This window comes from Bradyrhizobium sp. BEA-2-5 (genome assembly GCF_032918025.1).
Taxonomy (GTDB): domain Bacteria; phylum Pseudomonadota; class Alphaproteobacteria; order Rhizobiales; family Xanthobacteraceae; genus Bradyrhizobium; species Bradyrhizobium pachyrhizi.
In genome coordinates this window covers 8,110,802-8,126,252 of the sequence record NZ_CP136629.1, presented here as the reverse complement: position 1 = coordinate 8,126,252, position 15,451 = coordinate 8,110,802, and the positions used below count along the sequence as shown (strand labels likewise).

The 15,451-nt window shown below is 64.9% G+C and carries 16 protein-coding genes; 6 read left to right on the top strand and 10 right to left on the bottom strand.

Annotation, left to right across the window (positions count from 1 at the left end):
- Positions 1–3: 3 nt before the first annotated feature.
- The 5 genes from RX327_RS37955 to RX327_RS37935 form a co-directional block, all read right to left on the bottom strand.
- Positions 4–1,071: an acyl-CoA dehydrogenase family protein gene (locus tag RX327_RS37955; protein ID WP_317248937.1), complete on the bottom strand. Its 1,068-nt coding sequence runs from the start codon at positions 1,069–1,071 to the stop codon at positions 4–6.
- 229 nt (positions 1,072–1,300) lie between these two features.
- Complete coding sequence (locus RX327_RS37950) at positions 1,301–2,152, bottom strand: IclR family transcriptional regulator (RefSeq protein WP_050387727.1); 852 nt, start codon at positions 2,150–2,152, stop codon at positions 1,301–1,303.
- Between the two features lie 2 nt (positions 2,153–2,154).
- Positions 2,155–3,288: an NADH:flavin oxidoreductase/NADH oxidase gene (locus RX327_RS37945; protein ID WP_050387726.1), complete on the bottom strand. Its 1,134-nt coding sequence runs from the start codon at positions 3,286–3,288 to the stop codon at positions 2,155–2,157.
- Between the two features lie 58 nt (positions 3,289–3,346).
- Positions 3,347–4,561, bottom strand: a complete 1,215-nt coding sequence (locus RX327_RS37940; RefSeq protein WP_317248936.1) for an ABC transporter substrate-binding protein — start codon at positions 4,559–4,561, stop codon at positions 3,347–3,349.
- A gap of 15 nt (positions 4,562–4,576) precedes the next feature.
- Complete coding sequence (locus tag RX327_RS37935) at positions 4,577–6,196, bottom strand: AMP-binding protein (RefSeq protein WP_317248935.1); 1,620 nt, start codon at positions 6,194–6,196, stop codon at positions 4,577–4,579.
- 208 nt (positions 6,197–6,404) lie between these two features.
- Between RX327_RS37935 and RX327_RS37930 the strand changes: the two genes are divergently transcribed.
- Positions 6,405–7,166 carry an N-acyl homoserine lactonase family protein gene (locus RX327_RS37930; RefSeq protein ID WP_283088830.1) on the top strand — a complete coding sequence of 254 codons (762 nt, stop codon included), beginning with the start codon at positions 6,405–6,407 and terminating at the stop codon, positions 7,164–7,166.
- A gap of 91 nt (positions 7,167–7,257) precedes the next feature.
- Complete coding sequence (locus tag RX327_RS37925; RefSeq protein WP_317248934.1) at positions 7,258–8,040, top strand: SDR family oxidoreductase; 783 nt, start codon at positions 7,258–7,260, stop codon at positions 8,038–8,040.
- Between the two features lie 99 nt (positions 8,041–8,139).
- Here RX327_RS37925 and RX327_RS37920 read toward each other — a convergent pair whose 3' ends face one another.
- Together RX327_RS37920 and RX327_RS37915 are read right to left on the bottom strand one after the other, a co-directional pair.
- On the bottom strand, positions 8,140–8,418 hold the full coding sequence (locus RX327_RS37920; RefSeq protein WP_317248933.1) for a GlsB/YeaQ/YmgE family stress response membrane protein: 279 nt from the start codon (positions 8,416–8,418) through the stop codon (positions 8,140–8,142).
- A 36-nt stretch (positions 8,419–8,454) separates the two neighbouring features.
- Positions 8,455–9,051, bottom strand: a complete 597-nt coding sequence (locus RX327_RS37915; protein WP_317248932.1) for a YidB family protein — start codon at positions 9,049–9,051, stop codon at positions 8,455–8,457.
- 164 nt (positions 9,052–9,215) lie between these two features.
- Here RX327_RS37915 and RX327_RS37910 point away from each other — a divergent pair, with 164 nt between their 5' ends.
- Genes RX327_RS37910 through RX327_RS37900 form a run of 3 tightly spaced genes read left to right on the top strand, consistent with a single transcriptional unit; the run spans position 9,216 to position 10,926 of the window.
- A complete protein-coding gene (locus tag RX327_RS37910; protein ID WP_317248931.1) occupies positions 9,216–10,226 on the top strand; it encodes a 2-dehydropantoate 2-reductase in 1,011 nt (336 codons plus the stop codon).
- Between the two features lie 48 nt (positions 10,227–10,274).
- A complete protein-coding gene (locus RX327_RS37905; protein WP_050387722.1) occupies positions 10,275–10,481 on the top strand; it encodes a hypothetical protein in 207 nt (68 codons plus the stop codon).
- 22 nt (positions 10,482–10,503) lie between these two features.
- Complete coding sequence (locus RX327_RS37900) at positions 10,504–10,926, top strand: CAP domain-containing protein (RefSeq protein WP_050387721.1); 423 nt, start codon at positions 10,504–10,506, stop codon at positions 10,924–10,926.
- Positions 10,927–11,040: 114 nt separating this feature from the next.
- Here RX327_RS37900 and RX327_RS37895 read toward each other — a convergent pair whose 3' ends face one another.
- From RX327_RS37895 to RX327_RS37885, 3 genes are all read right to left on the bottom strand, one after another.
- The gene (locus tag RX327_RS37895; protein ID WP_317248930.1) at positions 11,041–11,706 is read right to left on the bottom strand and encodes a hypothetical protein; all 666 of its coding nucleotides are present in this window, start codon (positions 11,704–11,706) and stop codon (positions 11,041–11,043) included.
- A gap of 192 nt (positions 11,707–11,898) precedes the next feature.
- Complete coding sequence (locus RX327_RS37890; protein ID WP_050387720.1) at positions 11,899–12,996, bottom strand: helix-turn-helix transcriptional regulator; 1,098 nt, start codon at positions 12,994–12,996, stop codon at positions 11,899–11,901.
- A 198-nt stretch (positions 12,997–13,194) separates the two neighbouring features.
- Entirely contained in the window at positions 13,195–13,845 is a 651-nt protein-coding gene (locus RX327_RS37885) for a TetR/AcrR family transcriptional regulator (protein ID WP_063616587.1), read from the bottom strand.
- 84 nt (positions 13,846–13,929) lie between these two features.
- On the opposite strand from RX327_RS37885, the gene RX327_RS37880 reads away from it, so the two are divergent.
- On the top strand, positions 13,930–15,432 hold the full coding sequence (locus RX327_RS37880; protein WP_317248929.1) for an NAD(P)/FAD-dependent oxidoreductase: 1,503 nt from the start codon (positions 13,930–13,932) through the stop codon (positions 15,430–15,432).
- Positions 15,433–15,451: the final 19 nt, after the last annotated feature.

Here is a 15,451-nt window from a genome sequence, read left to right as displayed (position 1 = left end):
TGATCAGCGCGACGCCACGAGCGGCCACAATTCGTCGGCGCCGCGGTTCGCGACCAGCCTGCCGAGCTCGACGGCCCAGTAGCTTTCCGAGCCGAAATCGTCGCGCCAGGCCAGCGCGCGCAGCGAATAGCGGTGCAGGATATGCTCCATGGTGAAGCCGATCGCGCCGTGGACCTGATGGGCGATGCTGCCGCCTTTCTCGGCGGCTTCCGCGCAGCGGATCTTGGCCGCTGCGGCTTCCAGGAACACCGCATCAGTGTCCAGCGACTTGGCGTTGACGATCGTGTCCGCCGCCGAGGTCGCGGCGGCGAGTGCGGCGGCGTTTTCGCCGGCAAGGCGCGCGAGATTGTGTTGCACCGCCTGGAATTTCGATATCTTCTTCTCGAAGGCGACGCGCTCGTTGGAATAGCGCACGGAGATATCGAGCATCGATTCCAATGCACCCGCGATCTGAAGGCTGCGAGCGACGCCGCCCATCAGCATCAGCGTGGTCTGGTCGCAGCCCTTCGGCGCGGGCCTGGTCGTGACCGGCTGCACCTTGTCGAGCGCGACGGTGTCGTTGTGATCGCCGCCGAGCCCGATGCCGGATTCGATCCGGCACTTCGCGACGTCAACCAGCGCGACCGACACCCCGCCATTGCCGCTTGCCAGCACGGCGAAATGCTTTGCGTCCTTCGCGAACGGCACGCCGCGGGCACGGCCGGAGAGCGCGCCATCGGCATCGAGGCTGATGCGGTCCTTCGGCGAAGCCGGCAGCACCGTCATCTCGCCTTCGGGCGAGGCGATCCTGGCCTGCGCCAGCAGCCACCCCGCCAGCATGGTCTCGGCCAGCGGAACAGCGATCGCATGCCGCCCGGCGACGTTAAGGACGCTGAATCCTTCCGCGAGGCTGGCGCCGGAACCGCCGAGATCGTCGGGCACCCAGGACAGCGGCAGGCCCGCCTCGCTCAGCGCCCGCCACAGCGGCGCCTGCCACGAATCCTTCTTGTCGTTGTTGATGGTTTGCGGATCGGCGAGATCGGCGAAGATTTTCTCCGCGGTCTCGACGACGATATTGTCACTCTCCGCCACAGCGTTCCCCGTGTTGATTGGCTCGGGCTGGCCGTTCGGCCATGCCCTGCTTGCGATGTTGTCTTGCGCTCAATGATGGGGAAAAGCCATAGCCGTGACAAGCGCTGCCCGCAGGGCCACTTGCGCGGATGGCATGAAGCCGGACATGGCGCATGAATTCCGCATAGTGAACTTTCGATTGTCCCTGTTTGTATGCCATGCACACGCGCAACCGGCCGCTGACATAAGTTCAGTCCGCCAGATGAAACTCGATCGCCTTCCGCATCAGGTCGGCGAACTCGGTCTCCTGGGTGACCAGCGCGTCGTTCAATCCGGCCACGCACAGCACCAGCGGCTCGTTCGATTCCGCAATCGGCGGCAGGTTCATGGCGACGGCGCCGGCGCCCGGCGTGACCAGGCCGAGCGAGAACGCGTGCCCCTTGGCACGCACCTTCTTCAGCTCCAGCAGCAGCGCCTTGATATCGACCTGCCGATCGGGCCGGGTCTCGTTGGCATTGATCAGGCGCACCAGGCGGCGCACCTCCTTGTCCGGATAGGCCGACAGCAGCGCGTACCCCGACGCGGATCGCGCCAGCGGCCGCAGCGTTCCGGCTTTGACATACAGCCGCATCGGCAGCTTGGCCTGAATGATATGGACATATTGCGCGCTGAGCCCGTTGCGCACCGCGAGCATGATGGTCTCTCCGGTCCGCGCGGAGAGCTCTTCCATCAAATTGACCAGGCGGCCTTTCGTGAACAATGCCGGACTCAGCCAGTGCCCCAGCATCGAGATCCGCGGCGTCGGGATATAAGTGCGGCGGCTGGTGTCATAGTGGAGATAGCCGAACGCCGTCATCGTCCGCATCAGCGCCGAGGTGCTGGATTGCGGGAACTTGAGCGCGGCCGCGACCTCGATGGCGGACGCGGCCCGCTGGTGCTCCTCGAAAAATTCGAGCACATCGAACACGCGCCGCGCCGACTTGACCGCATTGTCCATTTTCGGCAGGTCGCGCGAGGTATCGCCGGGGAAATCGGGGCCGTCGAAAGACCGCGCCCCGGCAGCCGCGCCGGCCTTTGCCAAATCTTTCTTCGCCACCGGCATCGCTATCGTCCCTGCTGTGCCACCCGTCGCTTCAGCCACCAGCCATATTGCTCGGGCCAACTCGTCCACTCCGGATCGCATCCGAGCGCAAGTGCCGTCTGCGCAGGCCAGTTCGGATTCCACAGCAGTTCGCGGCCGAGTGCAATAAGCGTCGCCTTGCCGTCCCGCAAGATGGCTTCGGCATAGTCCGGTTCGCGGATCAGCCCGACCGCCACCGTCGGCATGCCGGCTTCCTTCTGGATGCGCTCGGCGAACGGCACCTGGAAGCCCGGGGTGCGCGATACCAGCGAATTGCCGCGCGGCAGCTTCATGCCGCCCGACGAGCAGTCCACCATGTCAATCCTGATCGCCTTCAACTCGGCCGCAAATGCGATCGAGTCCTCGATCGACCAGCCGATGTCGACGCCGTCGACCGACGAGATGCGGACGAAGGCCGGCAGATGGCTGGGCCATTCCTCGCGCATGATCGCCGCGATCCGCAGCGGCAGGCGCATGCGGTTCTCGCGCGACCCGCCATATTCATCGTTGCGGTTGTTCGCCAGCGGCGACAGGAACGAGTGCATCAGATAGCCGTGCGCGCAGTGCAGCTCGATGACGTCATAGCCGGCCGCCCTGGCGCGGCGAAACGCCTGGCGATAGTCGTCCACCAGGGCATCGATCTGCTCTGAGGTCAGCATCTGCGGTGCCGGCCAGCCGTCGTCGAAGGGAATGCCGCTCGAGGCCGCGATCTGCCACGGGCCTTCGCCGCGCGCCTTGATGTCGGATTCGCCGAGCGGGTTGCCGCCTTCCCACGGCCGTTGCGACGAGCCCTTGCGGCCGCCATGGGCGATCTGGATCGCGGCCTTGGCGTTGAAGCTGTGGATCAGCGCGGCGAGGGCGGCGTGGTCCGCGATGTGCGCATCGTCCCAGATGCCGAGGCAGCCATGGGTGATGCGTCCCTGGGTGTTCACCGAGCTCTGCTCGACGAACACGAGGCCGGCGCCGCCGGCGGCGAGCTTGCCGATATGCGCGGTGTGCCAATCGGTGGCGCGCCCCTCCCGCGCCGAATAGGTCGCCATCGGCGAGACCATGATCCGGTTCTTCAGTTCGAGATCGCGCAATTGCAGCGGGGTAAACAGCAGCGGCAGCTCAGTCATGGGATGTCCAGCCTTGCCTATGGTTTCTTGCCTGTGGTGTGTAGGTTCGTGCGCGCAGTCATTTCTTCAGCAGCGGGCAGGCGCTCTCCTCGGGCGTCGCGAACGCCTCCTTGCCCGGAATCACCTGAACCAGCTTCTCGTAGTCCCAGGCGCCCTTCGATTCGGCCGGCGACTTCACCTGCACGAGATACATGTCGTGGATCAGCTGGCCGTCCTCGCGCAGGAATGCGTTGCGGGCGAAGAAGTCGTCGATCGGCATGTCCTTCATCTGCGCGATTACCTTGGGGCCGTCGTCGGTGCCGGATTTCTCCACCGCCTTGAGATAGTTCATCACCGCGGAGTAGAGACCGGCCTGCACCATGGTCGGCCGTTTCTTGGTCCTGGCCATGAAGCGCGCGGCAAAGTCGCGGGTCTTGTCGTCGAGATCCCAATAGAAGGCGGTCGCGAGCTGCAGCCCCTGGGCGGCCTGCAAGCCGATCGCGTGGATGTCGCTGGTCTGCATCAGGAAGGCGGCGAGCTTCTGCTGCTGCGCCATCCCGAATTCCTGCGCCTGCCGGATCGAGTTGGCGAGGTCGCCGCCGGTGTTGGCAAAGGCGATCACGTCAGCCTTCGAGCTCTGGGCCTGCAGCAGATAGGACGAGAAATCCATGCTGTTGAGCGGATGCCGCACTTCGCCGGCGATGCTGCCGCCGACCTTCTCCACGGTCCTGGCCGCGTTGTTGCGTAGCGCGTGGCCGAAAGCGTAGTCGACCGTGACGAAATACCAGCTCTTCGCGCCCGATTTGGCCAGCGCCCGCACCGTGCTGTTGGCGAGCGCATGGGTATTGTAGGTCCACTGCACCGAATTCGCCGAGCAGCCCTTGCCCGTCAGATCGGAGGAGCCGGCCGACGACACCAGCATCGCCTTGTTCTTCTGCTTGGTGAGCTCGAGCACGGCGAACGCGACAGCGGAATTGGCGAAATCCACGATGACATCGACATTCTCCTGCTCATACCAGCGCCGCGCGATGCCGGCGCCGATGTCCGCCTTGTTCTGATGGTCGGCATCGACCATCGCGATCGGCTTGCCCAGGACCTTGCCGCCGAAATCCGCGATCGCCATCCGGACCGCTTCGACCGCTCCGGGGCCGGCGGCGTCGGCATAGAGGCCGGCCTGGTCGGTCAGCACGCCGATCTTCACCGCGTCGTCGGAAATCTGCGCGTGGGATGGCGCGGCGAAGGCGACTGAGAGGATTGCAGCGCTCGCGGCGATCCATCCGTATCTTGATGTCATTGTCCCTGGTTTCCTCTAGTTCGATTGCCTTATGGCGTTGGTCTTGTCTTGCCTCAGGTCGATCATGCCCGGATGCGACCGCGGATCCCTGTCCGCGCCGAGCAGCACGTGCTTCTGGATCTTGTTGGTCGAGGTCAGCGGCAGCTCGGCGACGAAGGCGATCCACGCCGGCAGCTTGAACGCCGCCAGGCGCTCGCGGCAGAAGCGGAAGATGTCCTGCGCGAGCTCGCGTGAAGCATCGGTGCCGTCGTTGCTCACGATGAAGGCCGCAACTTCCTCGTCGCGGATCGGATCGCGCGCAGAGACGACGGCGGCCTGCTTGACCAGAGGCGACGTCGTCAGTACGGCCTCGACCTCCGCCGCCGAGATGTTCTCGCCGGCGCGCCGGACCAGGTGCTTCAGCCGGTCGACGAACACGAAGGCGCCGTCCTCGTGCTGCCAGACGCTGTCGCCGGTGTGAAACCAGCCGCCGCGCCACGCCTGCTCGGTGGCCTCTGGGTCCTTCAGATAGCCGGAGAAGAAGCCGCGCCGCGGCGTCGCTTCCGAATGGCGCACGCAGAGTTCGCCGACCGAGCCCGCCGGCAGCGCATTGCCGTCGGCATCAAGGATCGTCATTTCGAGCCCCGGTACGCTGCGGCCGATGGTGTTGGTCTCCAGATGCCGCGGCTCGACGGTGTTGAACGGACTGCGTCCGGTCTCCGTCATGCCCCAGCCCTCGACGAAGGGGATGCCGAAGCGCTCGCGGGCGCGCGCGCGCTGCTCGGGATTGGCGCCGACACCCATCGAGAAGCGCAGCGCATGGGCTTTCTCGTCCGGCGTCTCCGGCTGCGCCGGCAGGGCCGCGACGATCACGCCGAGATAATGCAGCACGCTTGCGCGGCACGCGACGATATCGCGCCAGGCAAATTTCGCGTTGAAGCGTTCCGGCAGGATCAGGCAGCCGCCGGTCAGCATCATCGCGATCGGGGTCAGGGTCAGGCCGGCCATGTGGAACAGCGGCAGCGGGCTGTACAGGCGCTCCGTTCCGGCGTGATACGTCGCCTCGCCGCCGTGGCTGATGTACCAGCGGCCGGTCGAGACCACATATTCATTGGTCAGGATGCATCCCTTCGGGCGCGCCGTCGTGCCAGACGTGTAGAGCAGCGCAGCCTCGGTCTCGCTTCCCGGCTCGCCGGCGCGTGGTGGCGGCCGCCTGGCCTGCGGGACTGTCTCGATGCCGGCGCCGAGATCGTCACCGGAGACGGTGAGCAGCGGAACGTCGCCGGTCAGCGCCTTCTGCAATTCCTTCTGGTCAGCCAGCGTGACGATCAGGTCGGGTTCGGCATGCGCGATCAGGTATTCGATTTCCGCCGCGCGATAGGCCGGGTTGATCGGAACGATCGAGACGCCGAGGCCGTTGAGCGCCAGCCAATGCACGATGAAGTCGGGCCGGTTCTCCAGCAGCAGACAGGCGCGGTGTCCATGGCCGAAACCGGACGCGCGGTACAGATCGCGCAACGCGCAGACCTGCTGCGCAATGTCGCCATAGGACAGTTCGACGCCGTCGGGAAAGTATGCGCGGTCGGGACGCGCGGGAATGCAGAGGAAAGGTTTGAACGCTGCTGCATCTGATGTCGCAGCGAACGTGCTGAACACGGTGTACATCGTGGCGAAACTTCCCTCTGACGGCCGCTGATCGATGTCAACGATGCCGATCCGAAGGAGCCGGGTGCTTCGTTGAGCGCATTTGTCATGCGATCGCGACATTGCGCGGAAGCTATAAGGGCGAATAATATGCTGTCAAATCTATTATGAGTTTCCATAAAACTCATATGTAGTTTGAAGCCAACGTGGAGGTAACGAGATGAAGATGCATATGTTGTCGGGCGGCCGTCTGCAGATGTCGAAGCGGACCTATCTGCCCGATGCCGCGCGCGGCGAGACGATCGACCTTCCGGTGTCCTGCGTGCTGCTGCGGCACACGCAAGGCAATGTGCTCTTCGATACCGGATGCCATCCCGATGTCGCGACCGATCCTGAAGGACGGCTGGGCACGCTCGCCAAATACATGCGCCCGATCATGCCGGCGGATGATCATGTGCTGACGAGCCTGAAGGCCGTCGGCCTCGGCGCCGACGATATCGACGTGGTGATCTGCTCCCACCTGCACACCGACCATTGCGGCTGCAACGCCTTCTTCAAGAAGGCGACGATCTTCGTCCATGCGCTCGAGATCGAGGCCGCGAATGCCGACAACGCGTTCGATCGCGGATACATCAAGGCGGACTGGGATCATCCGCTGAAGATGGAGGTCTTCGACAAGCAGATGGATGTGTTCGGCGACGGCAGACTGACGCTGGTCCCGCTGCCCGGACACTCGAAGGGAACGACCGGCGCGCTGGTCAAGCTCGACAACAGCGGCGAATTCCTGCTCGCCTCCGACGCGCTCAGTGTGCGCGCCAATCTCGACCAGCGGACCTCGCCGCGGAACAGCCTCGACGTCGACCAGTTCCTGAAGTCGCTCGACGAGATCGCAAGGCTCGAGGCGTCCGGCGTCAAGATCATCTGCGGCCATGACGAGGCGCAGTGGGCCAGCCTGCAAAAGGGGCTGAACGCGTATACGTGAGGATTTGGGCGCGGCTTGCAGATGTCGTTCCACGCGATATGGTGTGCCGCCGCCGGAGTTCATCTGGCTCACAACAACAAGGAAAATGTAGATGTCCAAGGATGGTTTGTGCGCAATCGTGACGGGATCGGCATCGGGACTCGGCGCCGCCACCGCGCAAATCCTCGCCACGCAGGGCGCGCGCCTCATCATCAACTATTCCAACAGCAAGGCGGAAGCCGAAGCGACCGCGGAAGCCTGTCGCAAGCAGGGCGCCGAGGTGCTGGTGGTGCAGGGCGACGTATCGCGCGATGAGGACTGCAAGAAGATCGCCGCCGCTGCGCAGGGTTGGGGCCGGCTCGATATCCTCGTCAACAATGCCGGCACCACCAAGCATGTCGCTCACGCCGATCTCGACGGATTGTCGGCGGAGGATTTCCAGCGGGTCTACGGCGTCAACACCATCGGCCCGTTCCAGATGGTGCGCGCGGCGCGCAGCCTGCTCGAGGCGGGCGCGAAGGCTTCGGGGCGTCCGTCCGCGGTGGTCAACGTGTCCTCGGTCGCCGGCATCAGCGGCGTCGGCTCGTCGATCGCGTACGCCGCGAGCAAGGGCGCACTCAACACCATGACGTTGTCGCTGTCGCGTGCGCTGGCGCCGCTGATCCGTGTCAACACGGTATGCCCCGGCTATATCGACACGCCCTGGTTCACCAAGGGCCGCGGCGAGGCAGGGGCCAAGCAGGTGCGCGATGCCGTGGTCGCGCGGGTGCCGCTGAAGGTTGCGTCAACGGCGGAAGACATCGCCAATCTGGTCTGCTTCCTGGCAAGCCCGGCCTCGAGCAACATGACCGGCGAATTCGTCCGCATGGATGCCGGCATGCATCTCATTCAGTGAAACTGGCTATCCGCGACTTCCGACCAGTTACGGAAACGAAAATGCCCGGGCCAAGCCCGGGCATTTTGATTTTGGATCAATATTCGGTTCGCTGTGCCGTCACCTGTTTCCCGGATCCGGGATCACACGTGCCGCGACCAGCCGGTGCCAGATGAACAGCACCACCACGGCGCCGATCGTGGCCATGATGAAGCCGGCGCCCTGGTCGGGGCTGTAATGGCCGATGGCCTGGCCGAGGAAGGTCGCCAGAAATGCGCCCGCGATGCCGAGGATGGTTGTGAGAATGAAGCCGCTCGGGTTGTTCGGCCCCGGCGCCAGCCAGCGCGCGATGATCCCCGCGATAAAGCCGACGATGATGACCCAGATGATGCCGCCCATGTCTGTCGTCCTCTTCAGATGGAATCAACAATGCCGCTAAAGCCTGCGGTGCAGCTCGTCGCCGCTCGGCAACCGCCCGTCCGGTGTCAGATGATTGATCGCGTCGGGCAGGTACTGGCTCAGGCCCCGCAGCAACTGGTCGCGCGATATGCCGCTCTGCGATGCCAGCGAGTCGATCTGGTCGGCGCCGAGTGCGCTGGCGAGATCGCCGGGCGCGATTTGCTTGTTGGGACCGTTGCTGACCCAGGAATTGGCCGCATCGCCCTGGCCCTTGTCCTGCAACTGCTTGAGGAGCTCGCCGAGCCCGCCGCTGAGCACGGTGCCGGCCGCGCCGCCCGCAAGCAGGCCGCCAAGGCCACCTTTGAGCAAATCGCCGAGACCGCCGCCACCGGGCAGGCCTGCGGTGACGTTGCCGGGAGGAAGCGGCGGCGCCTGCGCCGGCTTCGGCTCAGGGGCGCTCGCGTCCGCCTGGCCTCCGGAGAAATGCTTGACCGCCTTCCATGCCAGCAGCGCGAGGATCGCCATCGTCATCGGCGACATTCCGCCGCCGCTGGAGCTGTCGGATGATGTGCTTGGCGCGCTTGGACCGCGCGGGCCGTTCTGCATGCCATTGAGGACGTCGAGTAGACCCATGATCGTCTCCTGCCGCAACCGTGCCCCGAGCGGGAAACATAGCTTCCACCCATGACGGTTACAAGGCGGGCCACCCGGCCTGCGGTGCGTCGAAATAGGCAGGCAACCCCAGGTCTGCTATCGAAGCCTGCTATCGAGCCAATGATGAATGGACGTTTGGCAAGATGAACCAGGACCGGCCGATCGGCATTGCGGGCGCGGGAAGCATCGGCTGCTTCGTCGGCGGCATGCTCGCGGCTGCGGGGCGCCGTGTCGCACTGCTGGCGCGGCCGCGGCTGATCCAGGAGATCGCAGCCAACGGCTTGCGGGTCAGCAGCTTTGACGGCTCCGAGCGGACGGTATCCGCGGATCGGCTCATTGTGTCCGACGATCCGTCGATCTTGTCCGACGTCCAGACCGTGCTGGTGACGGTGAAGAGCGCCGATACCGCTGCGATGGCCGACGTGATCGCGCGCCACGCGCCTGGCGATGCCGCGGTGATCAGCCTGCAGAACGGCGTCGGCAATGTGCCGCTGCTGCGCGAGCGTCTGCCGGGCCGCAACGTGCTGGCCGGCATGGTGCCGTTCAACGTGATCGCGATGGGCGAGGGCCGCTTCCACCGCTCGACCTCCGGCGACATCGTGATCGCGCAGGACGACGCGGGCACCGCGACGCGGTTGTCGGTGCCGGGCCTTGCGGTCAAGCCGACCGGCAATATCGATGGCGTGCAGTGGGGCAAACTGGTCGTCAATCTCAACAATGCGCTCAATGCGCTGTCCAATATTCCGCTGCGGCAACAGCTCGCGCAGCGCGGCTGGCGACGACTGCTTGCCGATCAGATGGCCGAGGGCCTGGCCGCGGTGCGCGCCGAAGGCATTGCGCCGGTATCGCCGACGCCGCTGCCGTCGAGCTGGATGCCGCCTTTGCTGCGGCTGCCCGATGCGCTGTTCGACATGCTGCTCGGACGCACGATGAAGATCGATCCCGAGGCGCGCTCCTCGATGTGGCAGGATCTGAAGCAGGGCCGCAAGACCGAGATCGACTATCTCCAGGGTGTGATCACGGCGATCGCGGATCGCCGCGGGCTCGCGGCGCCATTGTCGCGCCGCGTCATCGCGCTGATCCGGAAGGCGGAGGCGGACGGCAAGGGCTCGCCGGGGCTGACGCCCGAACAGATCCGCGATGGCAGACCATGAAAGCCGATGATCGTCCGCCACGTCGATCGAACAGGAGGAGATGACATCATGAAACGGTCCAGCATCATGCTGCTCACGCTTGTTGCGCTCGCGGCCGGCCCGGTCCGTGCGGCGCCGCCGACCGTGACACCGTCGCCTGGCTATGATGCGCGCTTGCAGGAGCAACGCGCGGCGGCCGCAGCAGCGAGCCGAGCGGCCGCGCCTGCGCACAAATCGGTCGCACCCCGGCACCACAAGCGCACCCGCGCGCACTGATCCATCACAGAGACGACCTCAGATGAAGCTGCTGTTCCTCGCGCTCACCTTGGTGTTTGGCTTCACCACGGCCTCAGGTGCCGCCGACTATGCCGGGTCGATCAGTGCCTACCGGCGCGCCAACCGCATGCCCGCGGTGAGGCTCGACGCGAAGCTGAACGCGATGGCGCTGAAGCAGGCGGAGGCGATGTCGGCGACCGGATCGGTCAGCCACTCCGCGGGCGGCAGCTTCTTCACGCGCATCGCGCCGCTGAAGAAGCAGCGCGCCGCCGAGAATATCGGCGCCGGCTTCATCGCCTTCGCCGAGATGCTGAAGCAGTGGGAGAATTCGCCGGGCCATCGCGAGAACCTGTTGATGCCGGGCGCCAAGCGCGTCGGTGTCGCCTTCGTCGACAATCCAAAGTCGCCGTACCGCAGGTTCTGGGCGATGGTGATTACCGACTGAACCTGCGGTGTCATTCCGGGGCGGAGCGAAGCGACGAACCCGGAATCTCGACGGAAATGGCAGAGAGATTCCGGGTTCTCGCTTGCGCGAGCCCCGGAATGACTAAGCGAGTCGTCAGTTTCGCTTCGCAACCTTGGTCGGTGGCGGCGGTGTCGGCGTGAACAACTTCTTCAGGCCGTCCAATCCCTCGGAAAGCCGCGGCCATTCGCAGGAGAACGTACCCTTCATGCAGTTGCTTGCCCGCGGCCGCGGTTCGGGGATGGGGACGGCAGCGACCCGCGGCTTGACCGGCCTTGCGGCGGGGACGGGGACTTTCGCAGTCTCACTGCGCGACGGCTCATTGTGCAATGACGCCTGCTGGATTTGCGGCGGCCGCACCGGCTGTGTCTCCTGCCGCTCGAGTTGCTTCGCATTGAACGCCGCAACGATACGCGAGCGGCGCTGCTGCTCGAGGTAGCCGGTATATTCCTCGTCGATCTTCTTCTGTTCCTCCGGCGTCGGATTGGGGCCGGCGATGTCGAAGGTGCGATCCTGGAGGAAGTCGTAATAGGAATAGCCGCCGCCCGGCTTGCGGCGGCCGGCAAACTTGGCGTTGCAATCGGCAAGTTGCGCGGTCTTGTCTTCCCTGGTCTTCGCTTTCTCGGCGAGGTCGGCGCAGTCCTCGAAGTCCTTCGGGCCGCCGCGCCACCATTGCGCGTGCGCGCTCATGGGCGCCAGCACGCAAGCGACGGCGAAAGCGGCAACAGCCAACGTCGATGATCGTGACGGCATCACGGACATTGAGACCAAACCCGAACGACACAGAGTGAGCAGATTGTCGCCATTTTAGTGACACTTGTCACCCGGGAACCCGACGATTTTCCTGACCTGTGGAATGTTGCCGCAGCTGATGGAACACAGCCTTCGCGATTGGAATAATTGAAGAATCTCATCGGAACGGGCCGGAGATCAGAACAATTCGCCTTTAATCGTTCACTTCACCCTGTGCAGCAATGCCACCAGTTCCGCCTGCCGGTGCGTGCCGGTCTTCTGGAAGATCGTCTTGAGCTGATTGCGCGCGGTGGCAAGGGCAACGCCGGCGGCCTGCGCGGCCGCTTCGACCGAATCGCCGCGCGCAAGCCGCGCGGCAAGGCGTGCCTGCGCCGGCGTCAGTTCGAACGTCGCTGCAAGGAGCGCCTGATCGAACGCCGCGCTGCCTTCGAGATCGCGGATCAACAGGATCGCGCGCGCCCCGAGGAACGGCGAGCGCGCCGCCGGAGGCACCGGCTGGATCTGGATCACGATTGGCCGCTTGTCGATCCTGCGCACCACGATCGGCGACGACGGCAATGGATGTAGGTCCGAGCTGTGGGCCAGCTGATCGATCAGCCTGGTCAGATCGGCATTGGCCTGCCGGTCGAGCAGGGTGAGGCGATTGTTGCGGATCGCAAGGTCGTAGCCCAGGCAGCGTTCCGCCTGGCTGTTCATGCCGATGATGGTGCCGAAGCGGCCGACGGCAATCGCAGCGACCTGGATCAGATCGAGCGCGCTGGTGATGCCCGAGAGCGCGGAGCGGCCGACGACGGCGGAGAGCGTCGCGGCTTCCGTGAGCGGCGCCGACACCCTTTGCAGCGCCTTGATCTCGTCGGCGTCGAACAAGCCTTCCCTGGGCGAACGCTGGATCGTCAGTGCCCACAACGCCGGGCCGGAGTGGAAGCCGATCGCTGCGAACCATTTCAGTCCGAACTCGCCGAGCGTGGCGTAAAGCGGATCGCGCAGCATCTCGGTTTCGGATTCGAACAGATCCGCATCGGTGATGACATCGACGCCGGCGTGCATCAGCGGCACGCCGCGGGCTGCGCGGATGTCGGTGAGGTGAAGATTGTGTGGGAAGTAGGTCTTGGTGAAATACTCGGTGATCGAGTCCGTGCGCGGAATGTCTTCAGTGCGGATATCGCTCTGAAGCATCGCAGCGCCGGTCGCGCCGACGGCGGCGCAGACCTCGTCCATGAAGGACGGCCAGGTCGAGGGATCGAGAACCACATCGCCGAGGCGCGCGGTCACATCGTCAAGCCTGTGCAGATCGACCAAAATTCAGCTCCGCCGATGCAACCAGCGTTGTTTTGTCAGGCGAAACAGGCCGCGCCTCGTTGCGCCCGGTACCGGGCATAAGAAAACCCAGGAGCCCGATATGCAAGTTAAATCAGCGACAGGCTAGGGGCCGGGTCCGCGAGTGCTGGCGAAACATGATCGAAAATCGGCGGGTCCCGCTGGCCGGTGCGATCCGGCCTACGATAAGTGACCATCCTCACGGTGGTCGGCTTCGGTCAGCGCCACGCGGCAGAAGCTGGCGGCGATCGCGACGACCTCTTCCACGGCTTGCGGGTATTGCTTCGACACCCAGCGCAGCGCGATCGAGATGACGGCGCCGACCATGCCGACCGAGAGCAGCGAGGCGGCCGCGCCCTTGTCGCTGCGTTTCGGGTCTAGTGCCGGCGGCACCAGGATGTCGCTGAAGACGCGCAAGGCGTCGAGCTTGACTGCATCGACCGCCGGACTGATGCCTGAAATTTCCAGCAGAAAGACCCGCGCGGGCTTCGGGTGCTCCTTCAGCCGCGTGAAATAGAGCGTCAGCGCCGCGCGCAGCCTCATCTCGGCATCGTCGCCTGCGGCTGCGGCGGCCGCGGTCATTTCGTCGTGCAGGTGGCCGACGACATGGCCGTAGGCGGCGATCAGCAGAGCCTCGCTGTTGGCAAAGGACTCGTAGAAATAGCGCTCGGTCAGCTCGGCCGCCTCGCAGATCGCCTTCACGGTGGCGCCGCGATAGCCGACCTCGCCATAGACCTCGATCGCCGCATCGATCAGCTTGAGCCGCCGCTCGGTGCGGCGTTCCTCGGCGTCCATACCGCCATAGAGGCGGGCTTTCCGGCTCCTTGCCATGAAAGTGTATTGACACGAGGCATTGTCAGATGTCAAGTTATCTGACAATATAGATTGTCAATACTGCCACGGAAGGGTCAGGGCATGTCCGCTCATTTCGACGTGTTGATCGTGGGCGCGGGACTGTCGGGCATCGGCGCCGGCTATCATTTGCAGGCCAACTGCCCGGACCGCAGCTACGCCATTCTTGAGGGACGCGACTGCATCGGCGGCACCTGGGACCTGTTCCGCTATCCCGGCATCCGCTCCGACAGCGACATGTTCACGCTCGGCTACTCGTTCAAGCCGTGGACGGATCCGAAGGCGATCGCCGACGGGCCGCAGATCCTGAACTATGTGCGCGAGACCGCGAGCGAGAACGGCATCGACAAGCACATCCGTTTCAACCACCGCGTCGTGCGCGCCGACTGGTCATCCGCCGACTCGCAATGGACGGTCGAGGTCGAGCGTGGGCCGGAGAAGACGATCGAGCGCTTCACCTGCAACTTCCTGTTCATGTGCAGCGGCTACTACAAATACGAGCACGGCTACACGCCCGACTTCCCCGGCATCGCGGATTTCGCCGGCCGCATCGTGCATCCGCAGAAATGGACCGAGGACATCGACTACGCGGGCAAGCGTGTCGTCGTGATCGGCTCGGGCGCCACAGCGGTGACCCTCGTGCCGGAGCTCGCCAAGAAAGCGGCGCAGGTCACCATGCTCCAGCGTTCGCCGACCTATGTGGTGTCGCGGCCGGACGAGGACAAGGTCGCCAACTGGCTGCGCGCGCGGCTGCCCGCGAAACCCGCCTACGGCCTCACGCGCTGGAAGAACGTGCTGTTCGGCATGTATTTCTACCGGCTCTGCAAGCGCGATCCGGAGCGCGTGAAGAAGCTGATCCTCGGCGGCGTGCGCCACGCGCTCGGCCCTGACTACGACGTCGCGACCCATTTCACGCCGCGCTACAATCCCTGGGACCAGCGGCTATGCCTTGTTCCCGACGGCGATCTGTTCCAATCGCTGCGCAACGGCGGATCGTCCGTCGTCACCGACCAGATCGAGACCTTCACGCCCGGCGGCATCAAGCTCAAGAGCGGCAATGTGCTCGACGCCGACATCGTGGTGACCGCGACCGGCCTCGATCTGCAGGTGCTCGGCGGACTCGAGATCAATGTCGACGGCGCGCGAGTCGATCTGTCGAAGACCATGAACTACAAGGGGCTGATGTACTCGGGCGTGCCGAACCTCGCCGCCGCGTTCGGCTACACCAATGCATCCTGGACGCTGAAATGCGATCTCACCTGCGAGTATGTCTGCCGCATGCTCAACCACATGAAGGCGCATGGCTACGCGCAAGTCACGCCGCGGCGGAACGATCCGACCGTGACCGAGCTGCCCTGGGTGGATTTCTCCTCGGGCTATATCCAGCGCGCCGCCGCCAGGTTCCCCAAGCAGGGCTCGCGCCGGCCGTGGCGGCTCTACCAGAATTATGCACTCGATATCATGACGCTGCGCTTCGGCTCGCTGAAGGATGAGGCCATCGAATTTCTCCCGGCACGTCGGGCGAGCGCGGATGCCCCCTCGAATCCGGCCCGGCAGGTGGCGTAACGCGCGACGCGCCAAACGC